Source organism: Rhizobium sp. 05L419 (assembly GCF_056397845.1).
The window spans coordinates 17793-35458 of record NZ_JBFTOF010000028.1 but is presented as its reverse complement, the minus strand read 5'-3'; the positions used below and the strand labels follow the sequence as shown (position 1 = coordinate 35458).

Genomic DNA, 17666 nt, shown 5'->3' with positions numbered 1-17666 from the left:
TATTATGTCGTATGCCGTGAAAAGTCTGAAGGATGGAGATCGCGAGCTCATCGCGTTCCGCATCGGTGATCAGGAATTTTGCGTAAATGTCATGTCGGTGCGTGAGATTCGCGGCTGGACGCCGGCAACGGCGATGCCGCACTCGCCCGCCTACATGAAGGGCGTCATCAATCTGCGCGGCGCGGTGCTGCCGATTATCGATCTGTCGGCTCGCCTCGGCATGCCGCCGACCGTGCCGACAGCGCGTCACGTCATTATCGTGGCCCAGGTACACCGCAAGGTCGTGGGTCTGCTGGTCGATGCAGTGTCCGATATTCTGACCGTTACGGAAGACAACGTTCAGCCCACGCCTGAGATCGCCTCGGAAATGCAGCGCCAGTTTGCTCGCGGTGTCCTGGCTATCGACAAACGCATGATCTGCCTCCTCGAACTCGAAGCCATCTTCCCCGAATCGGAAAGCGAAGCAGCATGAATGTCCTGAGTGCGAAAGACGTGAGGCAGGGGAGCCCCGACGAGGTGCTGGCGAGCGGCGAATATCCGCTGACGCGCCGCGACCTCACGGAAATTGCAGCGATGATCTACTCGGACGCGGGAATCTTCCTGAACGAGACCAAGGCATCGCTGGTCTATTCGCGTCTTTCCAAGCACATTCGAAACCTCGGTCTTTCGGGTTTCAGGGAGTATTGTTCGCTCGTCTCTTCGCCAGCCGGGGCGGCCCCTCGCCGGGAGATGCTGTCGCATCTGACGACGAATTTCACGCGCTTCTTCCGTGAGAACCATCACTTCGAGCACCTTCGCGATCATGTGCTGCCCGAATTGCTGCAGCGCGCCAAGATGGGCGGCAGGGTTCGTATTTGGTCCGCTGCATCCTCGGACGGCCAGGAACCTTATTCGATCGCGCTCACCGTCCTGTCGATGATGCCGAATATCGCCGACTACGACTTCAAGATTCTGGCGACCGATATCGATCCGAAGATACTGGCCATCGCCCGTGCGGGCGCCTACGACGAAACTGCGCTCGAAACCGTTTCGCCTGCCATGCGCAAGCAGTGGTTCAGCGAAGTCGAGATTCAGGGGCGCCGGAAGTTTCAGGTCGACGACCGCGTCAAGCGGCTGATCACCTACAACGAGCTGAACCTGATGGCCCAATGGCCGTTCAAGGGCAAGTTCGACGTCATCTTCTGCCGCAACGTCGTGATCTATTTCGACGAGCCGACGCAAATGAAGATCTGGTCGCGCTTCGCGGAGCTACTGCCGGAGGGCGGCCACCTCTATATTGGCCATTCCGAGCGCGTCTCCGGCGACGCCAAGAACGTCTTCGACAATATCGGTATCACCACGTACCGCTACACGACCAAAGGCTTCGGGAGGAAGGCATGAGCGCGCCTGCACGGGTTCTTGTCGTCGATGATTCCGCAACCATGCGCGGTCTTATCACGGCCGTGCTGAGTTCGGACCCGGACGTCAGCGTCATCGGTCAAGCGGGCGATGCGCTTGAGGCGCGCGAGGCGATCAAGAAGCTGAACCCGGATGTGCTGACACTCGATATCGAGATGCCGAACATGAATGGCCTCGAGTTTCTCGATAAGATCATGCGGCTTCGCCCGATGCCCGTCATCATGGTCTCGACGCTCACGCATCGCGGTGCCGATGCGACGCTGGCAGCGCTTGAGATCGGCGCCTTCGATTGCGTTGGCAAGCCGCAGCCGGGCGACGCCCGCCCGTTCGCAGACCTGGCTGAAAAGGTCAAGGCGGCAGCCCGCGCGCAACGCCGCCAATATACGCAGCCCGCCCCGGTCACGCCCCCCCCCGCCGTTGCCGATTTCCGTGTCGGCCGCAAAATCGTTGCAATCGGTTCATCAACAGGCGGCGTCGAGGCGCTGATCGCCGTGTTGCAGAAATTCCCGGCCAATTGCCCGCCGACCGTCATTACGCAGCATATGCCGCCGACCTTCACCAAAAGCTTTGCCGACCGCCTCAATCGCCTCTGCGCGCCGGTGGTTCAGGAAGCGACGGATGGTGCGCGTCTGGAGATCGGCAAGATCTATCTTGCCCCCGGCGGCGAGCGCCATCTTCAGGTGGTCAATGCGCACGCGCCCTGCTGTCGCCTCGTTGAGCGCGACCCCGTCAACGGCCATCGGCCGTCGGTCGATGTGCTCTTTGATTCCGTTGCCGAACTTGCCGGTCGCAATGCCGTCGGTGTGATCCTGACCGGTATGGGACGCGATGGCGCGGCCGGGCTCCTTAAGATGCGCCATGCCGGCGCCCGCACGCTCGGACAGAACGAGAAAACCTGCGTGGTCTACGGCATGCCAAGGGTCGCCCACGAACTCGGTGCCGTCGAGCAGCAGCTGCCGCTGAATGCCATCGGTGAAGAAATTTTGAAAATGACAGCCGCCCGAAAGGAAGGAATCGACTAATGTCTATCGCAGAGAAAATCAAAGTTCTGATCGTCGACGATCAGGTAACGAGCCGCCTGCTGCTCAGCGACGCGCTGACTCAGCTCGGCTTCAAGCAGATCACGTCGGCAGGCGACGGCGAACAGGGTATGAAGATCATGGCCCAGCAGCCGCATCACCTGGTGATCTCCGATTTCAACATGCCGAAGATGGATGGTCTCGGCCTGCTTCAGGCCGTCCGCAGCAATCCGGCAACGAAGAAGGCAGCCTTCATCATCCTGACCGCACAGGGCGACCGTGCTCTGGTGACCAAGGCAGCTGCACTCGGCGCCAACAACGTCCTGGCCAAGCCCTTCACCATCGAAAAGATGAAGGCGGCTATCGAAGCCGTATTCGGAGCATTGAAATGACTGTTGAGGTTGCGGCCCGCCGCGTCCATATCATTCAGGGCGAATGGAAGGTCCTGAACGATCCGAACGCGGTATTGACGACCATTCTTGGCTCGTGCGTGGCTGCATGCCTGCGGGATCCCGTGGCAGGCGTCGGAGGTATGAATCACTTCCTCCTGCCCGGCAATGCGACGACTCCGACGACCGGTGGGGATGCGACGCGCTACGGCGTGCATCTCATGGAACTGCTGATCAACGGTCTTCTGAAGCAGGGCGCGCGACGCGACCGGCTAGAAGCGAAGATCTTCGGCGGGGCAAAGACGATCTCGACATTCTCCAATGTAGGAGAACAGAATGCTGCCTTCGCCACGCAGTTCCTGAGGGACGAAGGCATTCCCGTCGTCGGATCCAGCACCGGTGGCGACCATGGACGCAAACTCGAGTTCTGGCCGGTCTCCGGCCGCGCCCGGCAATATCCACTGACAGGTGCGGAGACGCAAAGAACCGTCGCCCTCGAACAGCGTCCGGTTCCTCCGCAAAAGCCGGTCGAAACCAGCATCGAATTCTTCTGAGCCGAGGTTCCAATGAGCGTGAATACCAAGATGGAGCAACCGTCGCCGACCGAGGCGCTTCCCGATATTTTGATGCGGGTCGTCTCGGAACTGCACGACGTCGCCTATCTGATCGAGCGGATCGAGCCTCAACTGCTAGACCTGGGCGGTGGCGCCGATCTCCTGAAGTCGTCCGAAAGCATGAAGGTCATGCAGGGCATCGACCTGGCCGTCCAGAAGACCCGCGGCCTCGCGGAGTTCATCGATACCATCACCAGCGAGATCTCCAATGATTGGATGGTTGATGTCGCGACCGCGCTCAGCCTCGTCAAATTGAGTGAGATGCAGCACGCGTTGGCCGGTGCCATGCGTCATGGCCATTCGCAACCCCTCAACAAGGCCGCCGGAGACTTCGACTTCTTCTAGACGGACTTCACCTCGCACCTCGACACGAAACGCTCGCACAAGTTTCGGCCCCTATTGTCGAATGAGGCAATAAGCCTGCTTTGTCTGTGAAGATCGTGCGAGAACAGAATGAATCTGTTAAATCAATTAGTTCAGATTGTTAGGAACTTCAGTTCGCTGGGGCGGAATCGCTTGTTGGCGTTGGCCGGCATTGGGGTGGTTTCCGTTGCGCTTATTCTGGGTGCGGCCTTTTTGGTCAACAAACCCGCTCAGGAAACGCTGTATGTCGGGCTCGACGCGCCGGATCTGAACCAGATCAGCATCGCGCTTGCCGAGGCGAATATCGGTTTCCAGGTCGGTACGGATGGGACCAGCCTTACCGTTCCTGCCGGCATGACCGGCAAGGCACGCCTTCTGCTTGCCGAGCGCGGCCTGCCGAACAGCGCCAACGCGGGCTATGAGCTTTTCGACAATGTCGGTTCACTCGGTCTGACCTCGTTCATGCAGGAAGTGACGCGGGTTCGAGCGCTTGAGGGCGAGATTGGCCGCACGATCCAGTCCATTTCCGGCATCACCGCAGCGCGCGTTCATATCGTCATGCCCGAGGTCGGCAACTTCCGCAGAGCCGAGCAGAAGCCGACGGCTTCCGTCATGATCCGCGCCGGCGCCTCCACCGGCCGCACCGCAGCCACCTCCATCCGTCATCTTGTAGCCTCGGCAGTGCCGGGGCTCGACGTCGGAGACGTCACGATCCTCGATTCCGCCGGCCAACTGCTCGCGTCCGGCGACGATGCAAGCAACAGCTCCCTGAACCGTTCGCTGAACATCGTCCAGAACGTTCAGGACGAGGTGGAATCAAACATCGACAAGGCGCTCGCCCCCTTCCTCGGCATGGACAATTTCCGCTCCAGCGTGACCGCCGATCTCAACACCGACAGCCAGCAGATCCAGGAAACGGTCTACGATCCGGAATCGAAAGTGGAGCGCTCCATCCGCACGACAAAGGAAGCGTCCCAGTCCCAGCAGAAGCAATCTGACAACGCGACGACGGTCGAACAGAACATTCCGCAGGCGGCACCCGACTCAGGCGGCGCCAGTGGTCCTGAGTCGCAGGACAAGTCGGATAAGAAGGAAGAGCAGACCAACTACGAGATCAACAGCAAGACCACCGCGACGACCCGCAACAGCTACAAGGTCGAAAAGCTTTCCGTCGCAGTTGTCGTGAACAAGGGCCGTATCGCGAAGATGGTCGGCGAGCCGGTCGATCAGGCTAAAGTCGACGCCTATCTGGCAGAAATGCAGAAGATCGTAGCCTCCGCAGCCGGCACCAGCGCCAATCGCGGCGACGTCGTCACGGTCACGGCGATGGACTTTTTGGACAACCAGCTCCTCGAGGATACCGGTACTGGCGTCCGCGTGATGGATATGCTGAGCCGCAACCTGGCCGGCATCATCAACTCGCTCGCCTTCGTCGTGGTCGCCTTCCTGGTGGTCTGGATGGGTGTCCGTCCGATGGTCCGCAGCGTTGCCGGGGGTGCATCCATCGGAGGCGACACCTCACCGGAAGGTGCCGGTCTGGAACTGCCCGATTTTGCCCCGACGACCGGCGCGGGCAGCGGTGGCGCGCTGATGGACGGCTTCGGATCGGACTTCGGTTTCGACAGCACGGAAGATCTTCTCAGTCTGGGTGACGACGACGGCAACTTCAATCGCCGCGTCAAGGAAGGTCCGGAACGCAAGCTGAGCCGAATGGTCGAAATCAACGAGGAACGCGCTGCGAAAATCCTCAGAAAATGGGCGGTCGGAAACGCCGCATAACAGAAGGCCGGGCAACCGGCCTTTTTCATTTGTGTGCACTCAAAGACACCGTTCCCGGCTTCGATTCGCGTTTGACGCGAATCGTGTTGCCACAAGGCCTAGAATCATCCTAATTTCAATAGGCTTTCAAAAGACGAGATCGATGTGCGAATCGGCGCACAAAATGCAGCGGAAGTAAATCCCAAGAACTCGGAGATGGCGATTTTTCGCGCTTGGCGTAGGCTTGGGTGATTCGCGGAGAAGCTGCATATCTGTACAGGAAGCCGCGGATCTAGCTTCTGTCGTGATCGGTTCTCAGCCGCAGGATTTGCCAATGGACATGCATATATTGCAAGCTCTCAAGAGCGATACTCACACGGCAAACTTCGTCGGCATCGCCGCAACGAACCTGTCATCGCGCGACGAACTGATAACACAGTTGTGCGAGGCGTTAAGCACGGGAAGGTTGCAGCCCGGACTTCGTATCCTCACCGACTATGTCGGCGCTTCTCATTATCTTCTTGCCCGGGCCGACCTGGTTCAGGAAGCCGGCCTGGACTTTGTCGTGACGTCGGATTGGCCGTTCGACTTGGTCACCAACCTTGGGGATACGTTCGTCGGAGGCTTTGCCCGCGCCACCGAGCTTGAAAAATGCATGCAGCTATTCCAGCCCCACTTCGCACTCCTGCCGTCGACGGCCGAGGTGCCGGATGGCGCAAGCCGCCAGTACTGTTCGTTGATGTTCAACATCGGCCGCTCGCGGCTCGCATTGATGTTCCTGTTCGATGACGGCTTCATCCTGTCTCAGGAGCGGTTGCGGGACGTTGGCCTGCTGACTGCCTATTTTACAAGCTTGCTGCAATGTGGCGTATCCAAGAGCGATCGCGACTTCGAGTTGACCGACAGAGAGCTGGAATGCCTCTTCTGGATCGCCGAAGGCAAGACAAGTGACGAAATAGCAATGATCCTTGGTATCTCACGCAACACCATCAACAACTACATCACCAGCGTCATGCGAAAGACAGCGACAAAGACTCGCTCTGAAGCCATAGCGTTCGCGGTCAGGAACAATCTCGTTTAGGGGAACGGCTTATGGCGCATTCAGTGGGCAGGACTCTGGGCAATTCGGATGGCATGCGGGCTTTGCGGAGCGGTAAGGTGAGCAGCCGATCGGACCTTTTTCCTCGCCTGGTTGCGATGCAGAAGCTGGCCGATGCTCAGAATTTTGCCGTCTACCGAATGACCGGATCGGGCTTGCCTGCCAAGCAGCGGCTGGTTTGCGAGCTGGAGAATTGGGGTCCCGCCAACGCCGGTTTCAGTAAGGCTTTTGCCGATGCCTACGGTGATGCGCTGCTCGAGCACATCGAGAAATCGCTTCTGCCGCTTACCTGGGCCGGCGGGCATGATCGGGGGCTTCCTGGCCCCGCTGGTCTCGGGCCGTTCATGGCGCGCCTGCAGGATGGTCTTGTACCCTTTTCCGGCATGGCCTTTCCCGTTCGCCTCGGCGCGATCGGAAATGGCTTCGTGGTCTTCACAGGCGACGACCTCGATCCGCCGAGCGACATGATCGTGGAGCTTCACGGTCGATCCTGTCATGTAATCATCGATCTTCTGTCGCTGGACGAACGGCGCGTAAGCGCTGCCGAAGCGCTCAGCGAGCGTGAAATCGCCTGTCTGCAGCTGGCCGGCGACGGCCGGATCAGCGAAGAGATCGCAGAAAAGCTTGGCCTGTCAGTCCACACCGTCAACGCCTATCTCGGTTCCGCGACAATCAAGCTGGATTCGGTCAACCGTATTCAAGCGATCGCAAAAGCAATTCGGCTTGGCTACATCAGCTAACCCGAACGATATGGCGGATGCTCAGCTGGCCAGAGCCTGCAGCGGCGGGACACTATAGCGGGCGTTCTGAAGGCTGCGCTCCAAGAAGGCGGTGTTCTCGTCCGGATCGGCCGAAGGGTTCTCGAACGCGATGTGGTTGATCTCGATGCCGGCAAATTCCGCGGCGAGAGTCAGCTGTGCATACACGGTCACGCCGCGCGGCTTGATTTCGAGATCGATCACGACCTCCGGCTTGCCGCCCCATTCCAGCGTGTAGCTGCCGCCATGGCCGAAATTCACCGTGCCGGGGTGGAAAAACATCTCGGCTGCCGAGGAGACGAGATCGGTAAGGTTGCCGTAGTACTCAAAGCGCAGGATCGAGATCAGGTCCGAAGCATCCAGAAGCCGCAATTCTGTGGCGACCTGACTGATTGCTTCTGCAAGAATTTTTTCACGCTGGGCAGAGTAGGGGCATTTTTTCATTCGGCTATTTTACCCGTTTGTTCTTGGCCTGTGTCGCGTAAACCCGATGAATGAGCTCTGCAACGGCCTTGTAAAATACAGACGGGATGACGTTATCGACCGAGACTTGCGCAAACATGGAGCGAGCAAGAGGCGGATCCTCGAAAACGGGAATCCCGTTCGTTTCCGCGATTTCTCTGATTTTCAAGGCAATTAGATCCTGGCCCTTGGCAATGACGACAGGCGCATCGTTTTCCTCGCGCACGTAGCGTAGCGCAACCGCGTAGTGAGTCGGGTTGGCGATCACCATGGTCGCGCGGGGGACGCTGTCGATCATCCGGCGCCTCGCGCGGTCGCGCATCAAAGAGCGTTGGCGGCTTTTTACGAATGGGTCGCCTTGAGACTGCTTGTTTTCTTCCTTCACCTCATGCCGGGTCATCTTAAGTTCGGTGAACCAGTGATGCCGCGTCCAGAAGAAGTCGGCGATCGCGACCACGGCAGTCGCGACAAGCACGACGATAGTAATTTTCTGCATCCCCGACATCATGCGCGTGAAAATCGTCGAAGGATCCGAGAACATTGCGTCGATCGCGCCGAAGTATTCGTTCTTTAACACGAAGAACATCACGATACCGACGATCAGGATCTTGACGAACGATTTGCCGAACTCGATCAAGCCCGGCAGGCTGAACATGCGCGACCAACCCTTGGCCAATGAAATGCGCGAGAATTGCGGACGTATGCGCTCAAGCACCGGCGTCGGCAGGTTCTGCGCGATCGACGCTGCGACACCAAATGTCATGAACAGGATCATCGCCGGCGCCAGGAGTGAGGCTGCAACCCAGGCGAGGTGGACGAACAGCGAAAGCGCGTCCGGACCGGTCTCGAGCTTCCACTGATCCGGCTGTTCGAAAATGTCCTTGAGCGCCTCTCCAACACGGGTGAGGCCTGTCGGCAGGAAGAAGATCAGATAGACGAAGGTGGCAAGAACGGTCGCAAAGAGCGGCAGCTCACGCGAAAACGGTACGTTGCCTTTGTCGGCCGCGTCGCTTTTCTTTTTCGCGGTAGGGTCTTCTGTTTTGCTGTCCTTGTCGTCGTCGGCCAAGGTCGCGACCCTCCATCACAAAGAAAAAGCCGCACCAGAGTGCGGCCGTTTCCAAGGGTATCTGTCGCGACTGCACTGATCAATCGCGACAATCGAAAGCAGCCCGACTGTGCACAACAACAGCGCCTTATGCCGCCGCTGCTCCGTCGCTTTCTGCTTCCTTGAGCTGGATCTGCCCGGAATTGGACAGGCGAATCGCTTCCTGGGCGATGGCGCGCCGCGCAATCGCGATCTCGCGCGGGTTGATGCCGACCGTGCCGCTCTGCAGATCCGATTCGATCATGCGCCGCTGGCGCGGGCTGATCGAGGCGAGAACCGTCTCGCGCATCTCCGAGGACGCGCCACGAAGCGCCATGGTCAGGATATCTGCCGAGGTGTCGTTCAGCAGCATCACGCGGCTGCGCTGCGGCATCAGCATGAGGTCCTCGAACAGGAAGATCTTCGGACGAACCTTGTTGACCGATTCGCGGCTGATCGATTCCAGCGACGTAAGCAATGTATCGACCTGCGGCTTTTCCATCTCGTTCATCAGTTCCGCCACCTTCGTCGAGCCGATCGAATTCTTCTCCGCATCGATCTCGGCAAGCAGCGTCATCACCTGTTTCTCGATGATCAGCGCAGCTTTCGGGCTGACGGCCTTCAGGTTGACGGTGCGGTTCATGATATCCGCTCGCCGGCTGTCCGGGATCTGCATCAGGACCTTGGCGCCGAAGGAGGATGGCATCATGGAAAGGATGTAGGCGACAGTCTGGGGATGTTCGCGCAGCAGGAACTTGCCGATGAAGACGGGATCGCCTTCGCCGAGGCGGTCCCAGATAGATGTTTCGTAGCCCTGGAAAGCCGTGCGCCGGCCCAGCAGACTGTCCACCTCGTCGGGCGTGAGGCCTTCTTCGAGGATGCTCTCGATCGCCCGAGCGTTGTCCATCAGACCCGCCCCCTCGGTAAAGAGGTCCTCGAACTCTGCAACGAGACTGAGCAATTCATCCGGGGGGATGGCGCGCAATGCCTGCGCCGATCCGATGATTGTCTGCAGTTCGGCCTGCGTGAAATACTTCAACAGCCTGCCAGCAACCCCTTTTCCCATAGCGAGAAGAACGGCCGCTGCTTTTTCAGCCTGGGTCAACGGTTTCTCGGCAAGAGCGCCGCCGAAATCGTCAAAGTCCATCATGGTCTAACCTCTCCGTCCCAACATCGGGATCAGGCTTTCTTTGAGCTCAGTACTTCAATCAGCTTCACACCAAACCGCGTGTCGTCGTTTTCCAGAACAGTGATCTCGCCGCGCGCAATCTTGCGCCCGTTGACCATGATCTCGACCGGCTCGCCGATCTTCTTGTCGAGTGCGATCGTCGCGCCCTCGTTGAGGTTCATCAGGCCAGACACCTGCATGCGGCTGCTACCGAGCATGATCTGGACATCGATCGGAATATCCATGATCAGGTCGAGGTTCGACTGCATGGCGCTGCCCAGCGGGGCCGCCGCCGAGGCAGGGGCGCCGAACGACGAACCGCCCAGGTCTGTGGCACCACCAAAGTCCGTGGCACCAAAGTCCGTGGAGCCGCCGAAATCGTCGCCGCCGAATGTCGTCTCGCCGACTGCGTCGAGATCTCCGCCGAAGGTCGAGAGATCGGTGCCGCCGCCAAATGCGTCGGCTTCCTCGCCGAAATCAGGCATTCCACCGTCCGCGTCGGTCTTCAAAACGCCGCGCAGGTCGTCGATAGCCTGATCGAGTTCGGCCTCGTTGCCCGGAAGCTCGAGTGAGAGATCGCTGTTCTGGTTTGTCTTCTTCGTCGCCATGAAATCACTATTCCAGTTGAAACTTGCCTCAACCTGCCTTGGGGCAGGGGGACGGAAACGGGCTAATTCATTAAGTGGCGGATGAGCTCGTCATCCGAGTTGATCGTATCCTTGACCCGAACGGTATAATTCTCGCCCGAGCGTCCAAACTCACATATGTAGAGCTCCCTGCTGTTGGCGCTTACATCGACCCGGACATCGCCGCTGTCATGGAAGGGGATAACGTCGCCTGCCGCCAGCTTCGAGATCGTCCGGAGCGTCAGGTCCTGCAAGCGGATCTTGGCATCGAGGGTGACCTGTGAACGACGTACTTGCTCCGTGAGCTGCTCCGTCCACTTCGATGATTTTGCGGACTGGTTCTGCGCTCGCGGCGCCGCAACCGTCGTTTTCAGCAGCGCTGCCTGAGGCGCGATAAGTGAGAACTCGGACGTAATTCCGGAAAGGGTGATCGACATCGTGATGGCGGCCGCGAATTCGTCGACCCTGTCGTCGGCGGATTTCATCGGCGTTTCGATCGCGTGCGGCTGCTCCAGCATGGGTTCAAAGCCGCCTGGTGCGTTCACCGCGGAACGAAGCACATTGGCAATCTTTTCGAAGACGGTGACGGCAAGTTCAAGCTCGATGGCGGAAAGCACGCGATCGGCCGGTTGCTCGACCGTTTCTGGCGACGCTCCCAACAGGTGTTCCATCAGGGTAATGATGAAGCGGTTGCCGCAAGCCAGCGTCACATTCTGCGACCAGTTGCGCAGCACCGCATGAACGAGCGTGACGCTCTCGCCGAGATCGGCAATCAGGTCGCTCTTATAGCCGCGGTGACAGCCAATATAGCTCACCTCGACGTCCAGGTTGGTCTCGCTCTTGATGATGTCGGGCAGGAATTCGCAGTAGACGTCGCCGAACGAGCTGCAGAGCTTTTCGATTGTTGCCCGGTCGCCAAGTCTGCCCGTCAGTTTCGCGAGAAGAGCGTCGTCCATCAGTGGTTTCTGGAGTGGAGCATTCATGTGCTTACGCCGCCTTGTTCTCGCCGCCGGGGTTCATCATTTCCTGCTCGACGGCGTCGATGGAAGGTCGCTCATAGGCCGAGATCGTCTTGCGGCCGTATTCCAGGGCGACTTGCGGTACCGAGCCGTTCATGTAGGCAAGCAACGTCTGCTTCACGATGACGTAGAGACGATGCTGCTTCGAACGTACAACCTTGATCTGGGAGACCAGCGGCGAGCAGAGGCAGTAGGAAAGCAGAATTCCGAGGAAGGTGCCGACGAGCGCCGAGCCGATCAGGTGGCCGAGAACTTCTGGCGAATCGTTGATATGAGCCATCGCTTTGATGACGCCGAGAACGGCGGCGACGATACCGATCGCCGGGAAAGCGTCGCCCATAATCTGGATGGCGTGATACGGCTTCATCTTGTCGTGAAGGATCGTATTGATCTCTTCGTCCATTAGCGCCTCGATCTCGTGGGAGCGGGCGTTGCCGATGATGATCAGGCGAACGTAGTCGCAGATGAACGCCGTGATCTCCTTGTTCTTGAGGACAGTCGGAGCTGCCTGAAAGATCGAGGATTCTGCCGGATTGTCGATGTGGGCTTCAATTTCGTTGCGGGACTTCGTGCGCAGGTCGCGCATGAGCGAATAAAGGACACCGAGCGTATCGAGGTAGTTCCGCTCCTTCGGGACAGAGTGCTTGAAGGCCTCGCCAAGCGCCTTTCCCGAATCCTTAACAACCTTCATCGGGTTAGCCATGATGAAGCTGCCCAGGCCGGCGCCGCCGATGATCACGAGTTCGAAAGGCTGCCAGAGCGCCTCCAGATGCCCGCCCATCGCCATGAAGCTGCCGACGATGCAGCCGCAGGTAATCACAAATCCGATAATGATATTCATCGTCAGTCCAAACCTGATCGTTATTTTCAACCGAAGGGATAGGATTTCTGGCTTGCGTGAGGCTGATGACCGGCCCTGAAAATCAAGCTTTTCGCATACCAGCTTCGCACAAGGATTTGCTGTCAGGTTGCAGGCGACGAATGGGCATCCGTGCCCGTTTCTGAGATGCCGCCTCAGCGGACCCGTGGTCGAACCGACTGCAAACGCACGGGTTTCGTACCGTTCATCGCCAATGCCAGGAGCTTACCTCGATGCAATCCGGTCTTTATGTTTCGTTGTCGTCCCAGATGGCGCTTGAACGACGCCTCGACACTATCGCCGACAACATGGCGAACGTGAACACGACCGGCTTCCGCGGTACGGAGGTGAAATTCAACCAGATGCTGAGTGAGACAGGTAACAAGATCAATGCCAAGATCGCGTATGTCTCGCAGGGCAACGATTACCTGTCCGGCGACAACGGCGAACTCGAGCACACCGGCAACATGCTCGATTTTGCGATCAAGGGCGATGCATGGTTTTCGCTCGACACACCTGCCGGAAAAATTCTGACCAAGGACGGCCGCTTTACGCTTAAGGATTCGGGCGAGCTCGTGTCGGTGCGCGGCTATCCGGTCCTCGATGCAGGCGGCGCGCCTATCCAGCTCAACAAGGCCGGCGGAGAGCCCAAGGTAGGCTCAGACGGATTGATCTATCAGGACGGCAAGCAAGCTGGTTCGCTTGGCCTCTTCGAAGCAGATATCAGCAAGGGTTACCTGCGCTACGAAAACAGCGGCATCATGACCACCGAAACACCGCGCGCCATCACCGACCGCTTCAACGTCGGCGTCCAGCAGGGTTACCTGGAAAACTCCAACGTCAATGCTATGCGCGAAATCACGCAGCTGATCGAAGTCAACCGGGCCTTCGAAAGCATGGCTTCGCTCTCCAAGGACAGCGAGGCTTCCTTCGGTGAGGCAATCAAGACACTCGGTGGCAGCCGCTAACCGGAAGGTCTGAAGCATGCCCAACGCACCCCTCACCGAAGGTGTTCTTTCGCCCAAGCTTGCGCACCTTGCGGGCCTGACAGATCGATACGCCAATCCAGCTTTTCTCGTCGCTCCCGGCGGCCATGTGCAGACGATTGCGGCGGGGCACTACACCGTCACCGGCTTGTCGCGCCATGTGCGCCTGGGCGAGTTCGTCGCCCACAAATCGCCGACCGGCGTCCACCTCGGCGAAGTCGTCAGGGTGGAGCCGGAGCTGACTTATGTCTGCCCGATCGAACCGGGCGAGCCGATCGGCATACATGACACGGTCATCCGCAAGGGTGCCTTCCGGATTTCTCCGTCCGCCAGTTGGTGCGGCCGCACGGTCAATTCGCTGTGCGAGCCTATCGATGGCCTCGGCCCGATTGGTGAGGGGCTGGACCGGCGCTCGATTTCCAACACCGCGCCGCCATCGATGACGCGCCAGCGCGTGGAAAAGGGTTTCAAGACAGGCGTAAGGGCGATCGACATCTTCTCGCCGCTCTGCCTTGGGCAGCGTCTTGGCATTTTCGCCGGTTCGGGCGTCGGCAAGTCCACGCTGCTGTCGATGCTCGCGCGCGCCGATGCCTTCGACAAGGTGGTGATTGCGCTGGTTGGCGAACGTGGCCGCGAAGTGCGCGAATTCATCGAAGATACGCTTGGCGCTAACATGAAGAAGTCGATCGCGGTTGTCGCAACCAGCGACGAAAGCCCGATGCTGCGCAAGATGGCGCCGTTGACGGCCGTAACGATCGCCGAGTATTTCCGGGATCAGGGCGAGAACGTCCTTCTGATTGTCGACAGCGTTACCCGCTTCGCTCACGCAATCCGCGAAGTCGCCACTGCCTCGGGCGAGCCGCCCATTGCACGCGGCTATCCGGCTTCCGTATTCACGGAGCTGCCGCGCCTGCTGGAGCGAGCCGGACCAGGTCCGGAAGGTACGGGAACGATCACGGCGATCATCYCCATCCTCGTCGATGGCGACAACCACAACGATCCGATCGCCGACTCGACCCGCGGTATTCTCGATGGCCACATCGTGCTGCAGCGCAGCCTCGCCGAGGAAGGGCGCTATCCGCCGATCGATCCTCTGGCCTCGATATCGCGCCTGGCGCGCAAGGCCTGGACGCCGGACCAGGAAAAGCTGGTCTCGCGTCTGAAGACGCTGGTCCATCGGTTCGAAGAGACGCGGGATCTGCGGCTCATCGGCGGCTATCGCCAGGGCGCTGATCCGGATCTGGACATGGCGGTCAAGCAGGTACCGATTATTTACGATGTTTTGAAACAGTCGCCCGGCGATGCCGATTCGCAAGATGCCTTCGCCGACCTAGCTGGCGCGCTGAAGGCTGCTGCTGGAATCGGCAACCAGCCGGGCATTCGACGATAGAGAGGCGACACGTGACCGATTTCGACGATGACGAGAAGATCGCTCCGCTGAAGCCGGAGGGCCGCCGGCGAACCGCCTTTCACGATCGCGCGCTGACCGTGGCCGGCCTGCTGCTGGCCGGCGCATCCGCGGTTTTTCCGTGGTACGTCTTCTTCAACGAGGACAAGTTCGGCATCAACGTCGCGCAGGGCGAACGTACGCGCGATCTGCCGGATTGGCCGGCGCGCAACGTTTTCAGTGTCTCGCCGCTGGCGATGGCGAACAAGAATCAGCCCGACAAGCCTGACGTGCCGGTGGATCCACTGACGACGGCCACCGTCACCAGCATCGGCAAGGAGGACGACAAGGGGATGCCGGCCGAGGACCAGCCGTTCCCTGGCAATTCCGGCTTCCGCCTTCTGCATGTGGCAAACGGCAGAGCGCTGATCGAGGATACCTCAGGGATGTACGTTGTCCGCGTCGGCTCGATCCTGCCGGACGAAAGCCGCCTGGCAACACTGGAAGAACGCGACGGCAAATGGGTTATCGTCACCTCGAAGGGCGACATCTACCAGCGCGACTAGGATTGACGTTCCGAATCTTTTGAAGGCTCCTCCGGCAACGGGGGAGCCTTCTTGCATTCGTCGAAGGTTCTGAACGCCGGCATTTCGAGCCCGCATAATCCGTAAGTCTGACGCAAGATTACCGTCGTAGGTTCAGGTCAGTAAAAACGGAGAGTTCCTATGCAACCGATTCAACTATTCGACTTGGCCTCGCGGCAGGCGGAATGGCTGACGATCCGTCAGGAGGTTGTTGCCGGCAACATCGCGAACGCGAACACGCCGAAATTTCGCGCCAAGGACATTACGCCCTTCCAGTCCGTCCTCGATAAATCGGACGTGACGATGGCGCGGACCGACCCGGCGCACCTGAGCGGCAACGATCTGAGCACCAAAAGCGACATCGACGTCAAGGACGCCGCGCTTGATCAGGAGATCGGTACGCAGGAATCCGGCAACACGGTCGGTCTTGCAGAGGAGCTTTCCAAATCCGGCGAAATCAAGCGCCAGTACGAGCTGAACACATCGCTCGTCGGCTCCTTCAATCGAATGATGCTTATGACGGTGAAGAGCTAAGATTATGGATCCCTTGTCAGCCGCCCTTAAAATCGCAGGTTCCGGTCTCGAGGCGCAATCGACGCGTCTTCGCATCGTTTCGGAAAACATCGCCAACGCCCGCTCGACCGGGGATACGCCGGGCGCCGATCCGTATCGCCGCAAGACGATCACCTTCGGCGAGGCGGTCGACCGCGCCAACGGCGTAACGACGGTCAACGTCAAGAAGCTCGGCGTCGACGAGTCGAAATTCACGACCGAATACGATCCGAGCAATCCCGCTGCGGACGCGAAAGGTGTCGTCAAGCTGCCGAACGTCAACATGCTGGTCGAGATGGCCGATATGCGGGAAGCAAACCGCTCCTACGACGCCAATCTGCAGACCATCAAGCAATCCCGCGACCTGATCTCGTCGACGATCGATCTACTGAAGAGCCAATGATGATTAGCAATGTAAACAATATCAGCTCCCTGTCGATAACGCGCGACCTCGCCGGCGTCGATCTCGGTAAGTCCGCTGCATCGTCGTCTGCGCAAAGCGCGGTGAGCGATGGAAGCTTCGCATCCGTTCTCGGCAACGTTGCAAACGGTGCGGTCAACACCCTGAAGAATGCCGAAAACATGTCCTTCGCCGGTATCAAGGGGACCGCAACGACGCGTGAAGTCGTCGATGCCGTTATGCAAGCCCAACAGACACTTCAGACAGCAATCGCCCTTCGCGACAAGGTCGTCTCGGCCTTTCTCGAAGTCACAAAGATGCAGATGTAGTTGATTTAAGGACGAAGCCATGAGAGCGCTTGCCATTGCTGCCACGGGTATGGATGCCCAGCAGACCAATCTTGAAGTCATCGCGAACAATATCGCGAACATCAACACGACCGGCTTCAAGCGCGCCCGCGCTGAATTCACGGACCTGCTTTATCAGACAGAACGTGCCAAAGGCGTCTCCAACCGGGCCAACCAGGCCATAGTTCCGGAAGGTGCCAACATCGGCCTCGGCGTGCAGACGTCGGCTGTCCGCAACCTGCACATCCAGGGCGAACTCGCGCAGACCGGCAACGATCTCGATGTCGCGCTGGTCGGCCGCGGCTTCTTTCAGATCCAGGCTCCGGACGGCACGACGCTTTACACGCGCGCAGGTGCTTTCAACAAAAACGAGACTGGCCAGATCGTGACGGTTGACGGCTATACCGTCGCCCCGAACATCACGATTCCGCAGGGCTCGACGCAGTTGACCATCAGCCGTTCGGGTGAAGTCTCGGCAAAGCTTCCGGGCGCATCGGTTCCCTCGGTCCTCGGCCAGTTGCAGATCGCCGATTTCGTCAACGAAGCTGGCCTCCAGCCTCTCGGCGACAACCTCTTTTCCGAAACGCCGGCTTCTGGTCAGCCGGTCGTCGGCACGCCCGACGAAGAGGGCTTCGGTTACCTCAAGCAGAGCTACCTGGAATCGTCGAACGTCGATCCGGTGAAGGAAATCACCGAGCTGATATCGGCCCAGCGCGCCTACGAAATGAACTCCAAGGTCATCACCACCGCCGACGAAATGGCCTCCATCGTCAGCAAGAACCTGAAGTAACAGG

The 17666-nt window shown here is 59.2% G+C and carries 22 protein-coding genes; 16 read left to right on the top strand and 6 right to left on the bottom strand.

The window, feature by feature from the left end; translation table 11 throughout:
• The first annotated feature begins 4 nt into the window (after positions 1-4).
• From AC1DMK_RS26050 to visR, 9 genes are all read left to right on the top strand, one after another.
• A complete protein-coding gene (locus AC1DMK_RS26050) occupies positions 5-472 on the top strand; it encodes a chemotaxis protein CheW (RefSeq protein ID WP_037060847.1) in 468 nt (155 codons plus the stop codon).
• Positions 469-1380 (top strand): protein-glutamate O-methyltransferase CheR, encoded by a 912-nt coding sequence (gene cheR / locus AC1DMK_RS26045; RefSeq protein ID WP_037060848.1) that lies wholly within the window; start codon positions 469-471, stop codon positions 1378-1380. Before AC1DMK_RS26050 ends, cheR begins: the two co-directional genes overlap by 4 nt.
• Positions 1377-2420, top strand: coding sequence for a protein-glutamate O-methylesterase CheB (cheB, locus tag AC1DMK_RS26040; protein WP_037060849.1), 1044 nt, complete (start codon positions 1377-1379; stop codon positions 2418-2420). The genes cheR and cheB overlap by 4 nt, the downstream gene beginning before the upstream one ends.
• Positions 2420-2809 carry a response regulator gene (locus AC1DMK_RS26035; protein WP_037060851.1) on the top strand — a complete coding sequence of 130 codons (390 nt, stop codon included), beginning with the start codon at positions 2420-2422 and terminating at the stop codon, positions 2807-2809. Before cheB ends, AC1DMK_RS26035 begins: the two co-directional genes overlap by 1 nt.
• Positions 2806-3360: a chemoreceptor glutamine deamidase CheD gene (gene cheD, locus AC1DMK_RS26030; protein WP_037060852.1), complete on the top strand. Its 555-nt coding sequence runs from the start codon at positions 2806-2808 to the stop codon at positions 3358-3360. The genes AC1DMK_RS26035 and cheD overlap by 4 nt, the downstream gene beginning before the upstream one ends.
• A 12-nt stretch (positions 3361-3372) precedes the next feature.
• Positions 3373-3765: a chemotaxis protein CheT gene (gene cheT, locus AC1DMK_RS26025; RefSeq protein ID WP_037060854.1), complete on the top strand. Its 393-nt coding sequence runs from the start codon at positions 3373-3375 to the stop codon at positions 3763-3765.
• Positions 3766-3873: 108 nt separating this feature from the next.
• A complete protein-coding gene (gene fliF, locus AC1DMK_RS26020) occupies positions 3874-5562 on the top strand; it encodes a flagellar basal-body MS-ring/collar protein FliF (protein ID WP_037060855.1) in 1689 nt (562 codons plus the stop codon).
• Between the two features lie 313 nt (positions 5563-5875).
• The gene (gene visN / locus AC1DMK_RS26015; protein WP_037060859.1) at positions 5876-6622 is read left to right on the top strand and encodes a transcriptional regulator VisN; all 747 of its coding nucleotides are present in this window, start codon (positions 5876-5878) and stop codon (positions 6620-6622) included.
• Positions 6623-6633: 11 nt separating this feature from the next.
• The gene (gene visR / locus AC1DMK_RS26010) at positions 6634-7380 is read left to right on the top strand and encodes a transcriptional regulator VisR (protein WP_037060862.1); all 747 of its coding nucleotides are present in this window, start codon (positions 6634-6636) and stop codon (positions 7378-7380) included.
• Between the two features lie 21 nt (positions 7381-7401).
• Here the strand turns inward: visR and AC1DMK_RS26005 are convergent, their stop codons facing one another.
• From AC1DMK_RS26005 to motA, 6 genes are all read right to left on the bottom strand, one after another.
• On the bottom strand, positions 7402-7842 hold the full coding sequence (locus AC1DMK_RS26005) for a hypothetical protein (RefSeq protein WP_477863188.1): 441 nt from the start codon (positions 7840-7842) through the stop codon (positions 7402-7404).
• 4 nt (positions 7843-7846) lie between these two features.
• Positions 7847-8926: a flagellar biosynthesis protein FlhB gene (flhB, locus tag AC1DMK_RS26000; RefSeq protein ID WP_037060866.1), complete on the bottom strand. Its 1080-nt coding sequence runs from the start codon at positions 8924-8926 to the stop codon at positions 7847-7849.
• A gap of 127 nt (positions 8927-9053) precedes the next feature.
• Complete coding sequence (gene fliG, locus AC1DMK_RS25995) at positions 9054-10094, bottom strand: flagellar motor switch protein FliG (RefSeq protein WP_477863186.1); 1041 nt, start codon at positions 10092-10094, stop codon at positions 9054-9056.
• A 29-nt stretch (positions 10095-10123) separates the two neighbouring features.
• Positions 10124-10720, bottom strand: a complete 597-nt coding sequence (gene fliN / locus AC1DMK_RS25990; RefSeq protein ID WP_477863184.1) for a flagellar motor switch protein FliN — start codon at positions 10718-10720, stop codon at positions 10124-10126.
• Positions 10721-10782: 62 nt separating this feature from the next.
• Entirely contained in the window at positions 10783-11721 is a 939-nt protein-coding gene (locus AC1DMK_RS25985) for a FliM/FliN family flagellar motor switch protein (RefSeq protein WP_477863182.1), read from the bottom strand.
• A 4-nt stretch (positions 11722-11725) separates the two neighbouring features.
• Positions 11726-12598 carry a flagellar motor stator protein MotA gene (gene motA, locus AC1DMK_RS25980; protein ID WP_037060875.1) on the bottom strand — a complete coding sequence of 291 codons (873 nt, stop codon included), beginning with the start codon at positions 12596-12598 and terminating at the stop codon, positions 11726-11728.
• A gap of 251 nt (positions 12599-12849) precedes the next feature.
• Between motA and flgF the strand changes: the two genes are divergently transcribed.
• The 7 genes from flgF (at position 12850) to flgG (ending at position 17662) form a co-directional block, all read left to right on the top strand.
• The gene (gene flgF, locus AC1DMK_RS25975) at positions 12850-13584 is read left to right on the top strand and encodes a flagellar basal-body rod protein FlgF (protein WP_477863180.1); all 735 of its coding nucleotides are present in this window, start codon (positions 12850-12852) and stop codon (positions 13582-13584) included.
• 16 nt (positions 13585-13600) lie between these two features.
• Positions 13601-14992: a flagellar protein export ATPase FliI gene (gene fliI, locus AC1DMK_RS25970; RefSeq protein WP_477863178.1), complete on the top strand. Its 1392-nt coding sequence runs from the start codon at positions 13601-13603 to the stop codon at positions 14990-14992.
• 11 nt (positions 14993-15003) lie between these two features.
• The gene (locus AC1DMK_RS25965) at positions 15004-15555 is read left to right on the top strand and encodes a hypothetical protein (RefSeq protein ID WP_037060879.1); all 552 of its coding nucleotides are present in this window, start codon (positions 15004-15006) and stop codon (positions 15553-15555) included.
• 159 nt (positions 15556-15714) lie between these two features.
• Entirely contained in the window at positions 15715-16107 is a 393-nt protein-coding gene (gene flgB / locus AC1DMK_RS25960; protein ID WP_037060880.1) for a flagellar basal body rod protein FlgB, read from the top strand.
• A 4-nt stretch (positions 16108-16111) separates the two neighbouring features.
• On the top strand, positions 16112-16528 hold the full coding sequence (gene flgC / locus AC1DMK_RS25955) for a flagellar basal body rod protein FlgC (protein WP_037060881.1): 417 nt from the start codon (positions 16112-16114) through the stop codon (positions 16526-16528).
• Entirely contained in the window at positions 16528-16854 is a 327-nt protein-coding gene (fliE, locus tag AC1DMK_RS25950) for a flagellar hook-basal body complex protein FliE (protein ID WP_037060977.1), read from the top strand. Before flgC ends, fliE begins: the two co-directional genes overlap by 1 nt.
• 19 nt (positions 16855-16873) lie before the next feature.
• The gene (gene flgG, locus AC1DMK_RS25945; protein ID WP_037060883.1) at positions 16874-17662 is read left to right on the top strand and encodes a flagellar basal-body rod protein FlgG; all 789 of its coding nucleotides are present in this window, start codon (positions 16874-16876) and stop codon (positions 17660-17662) included.
• Positions 17663-17666: the final 4 nt, after the last annotated feature.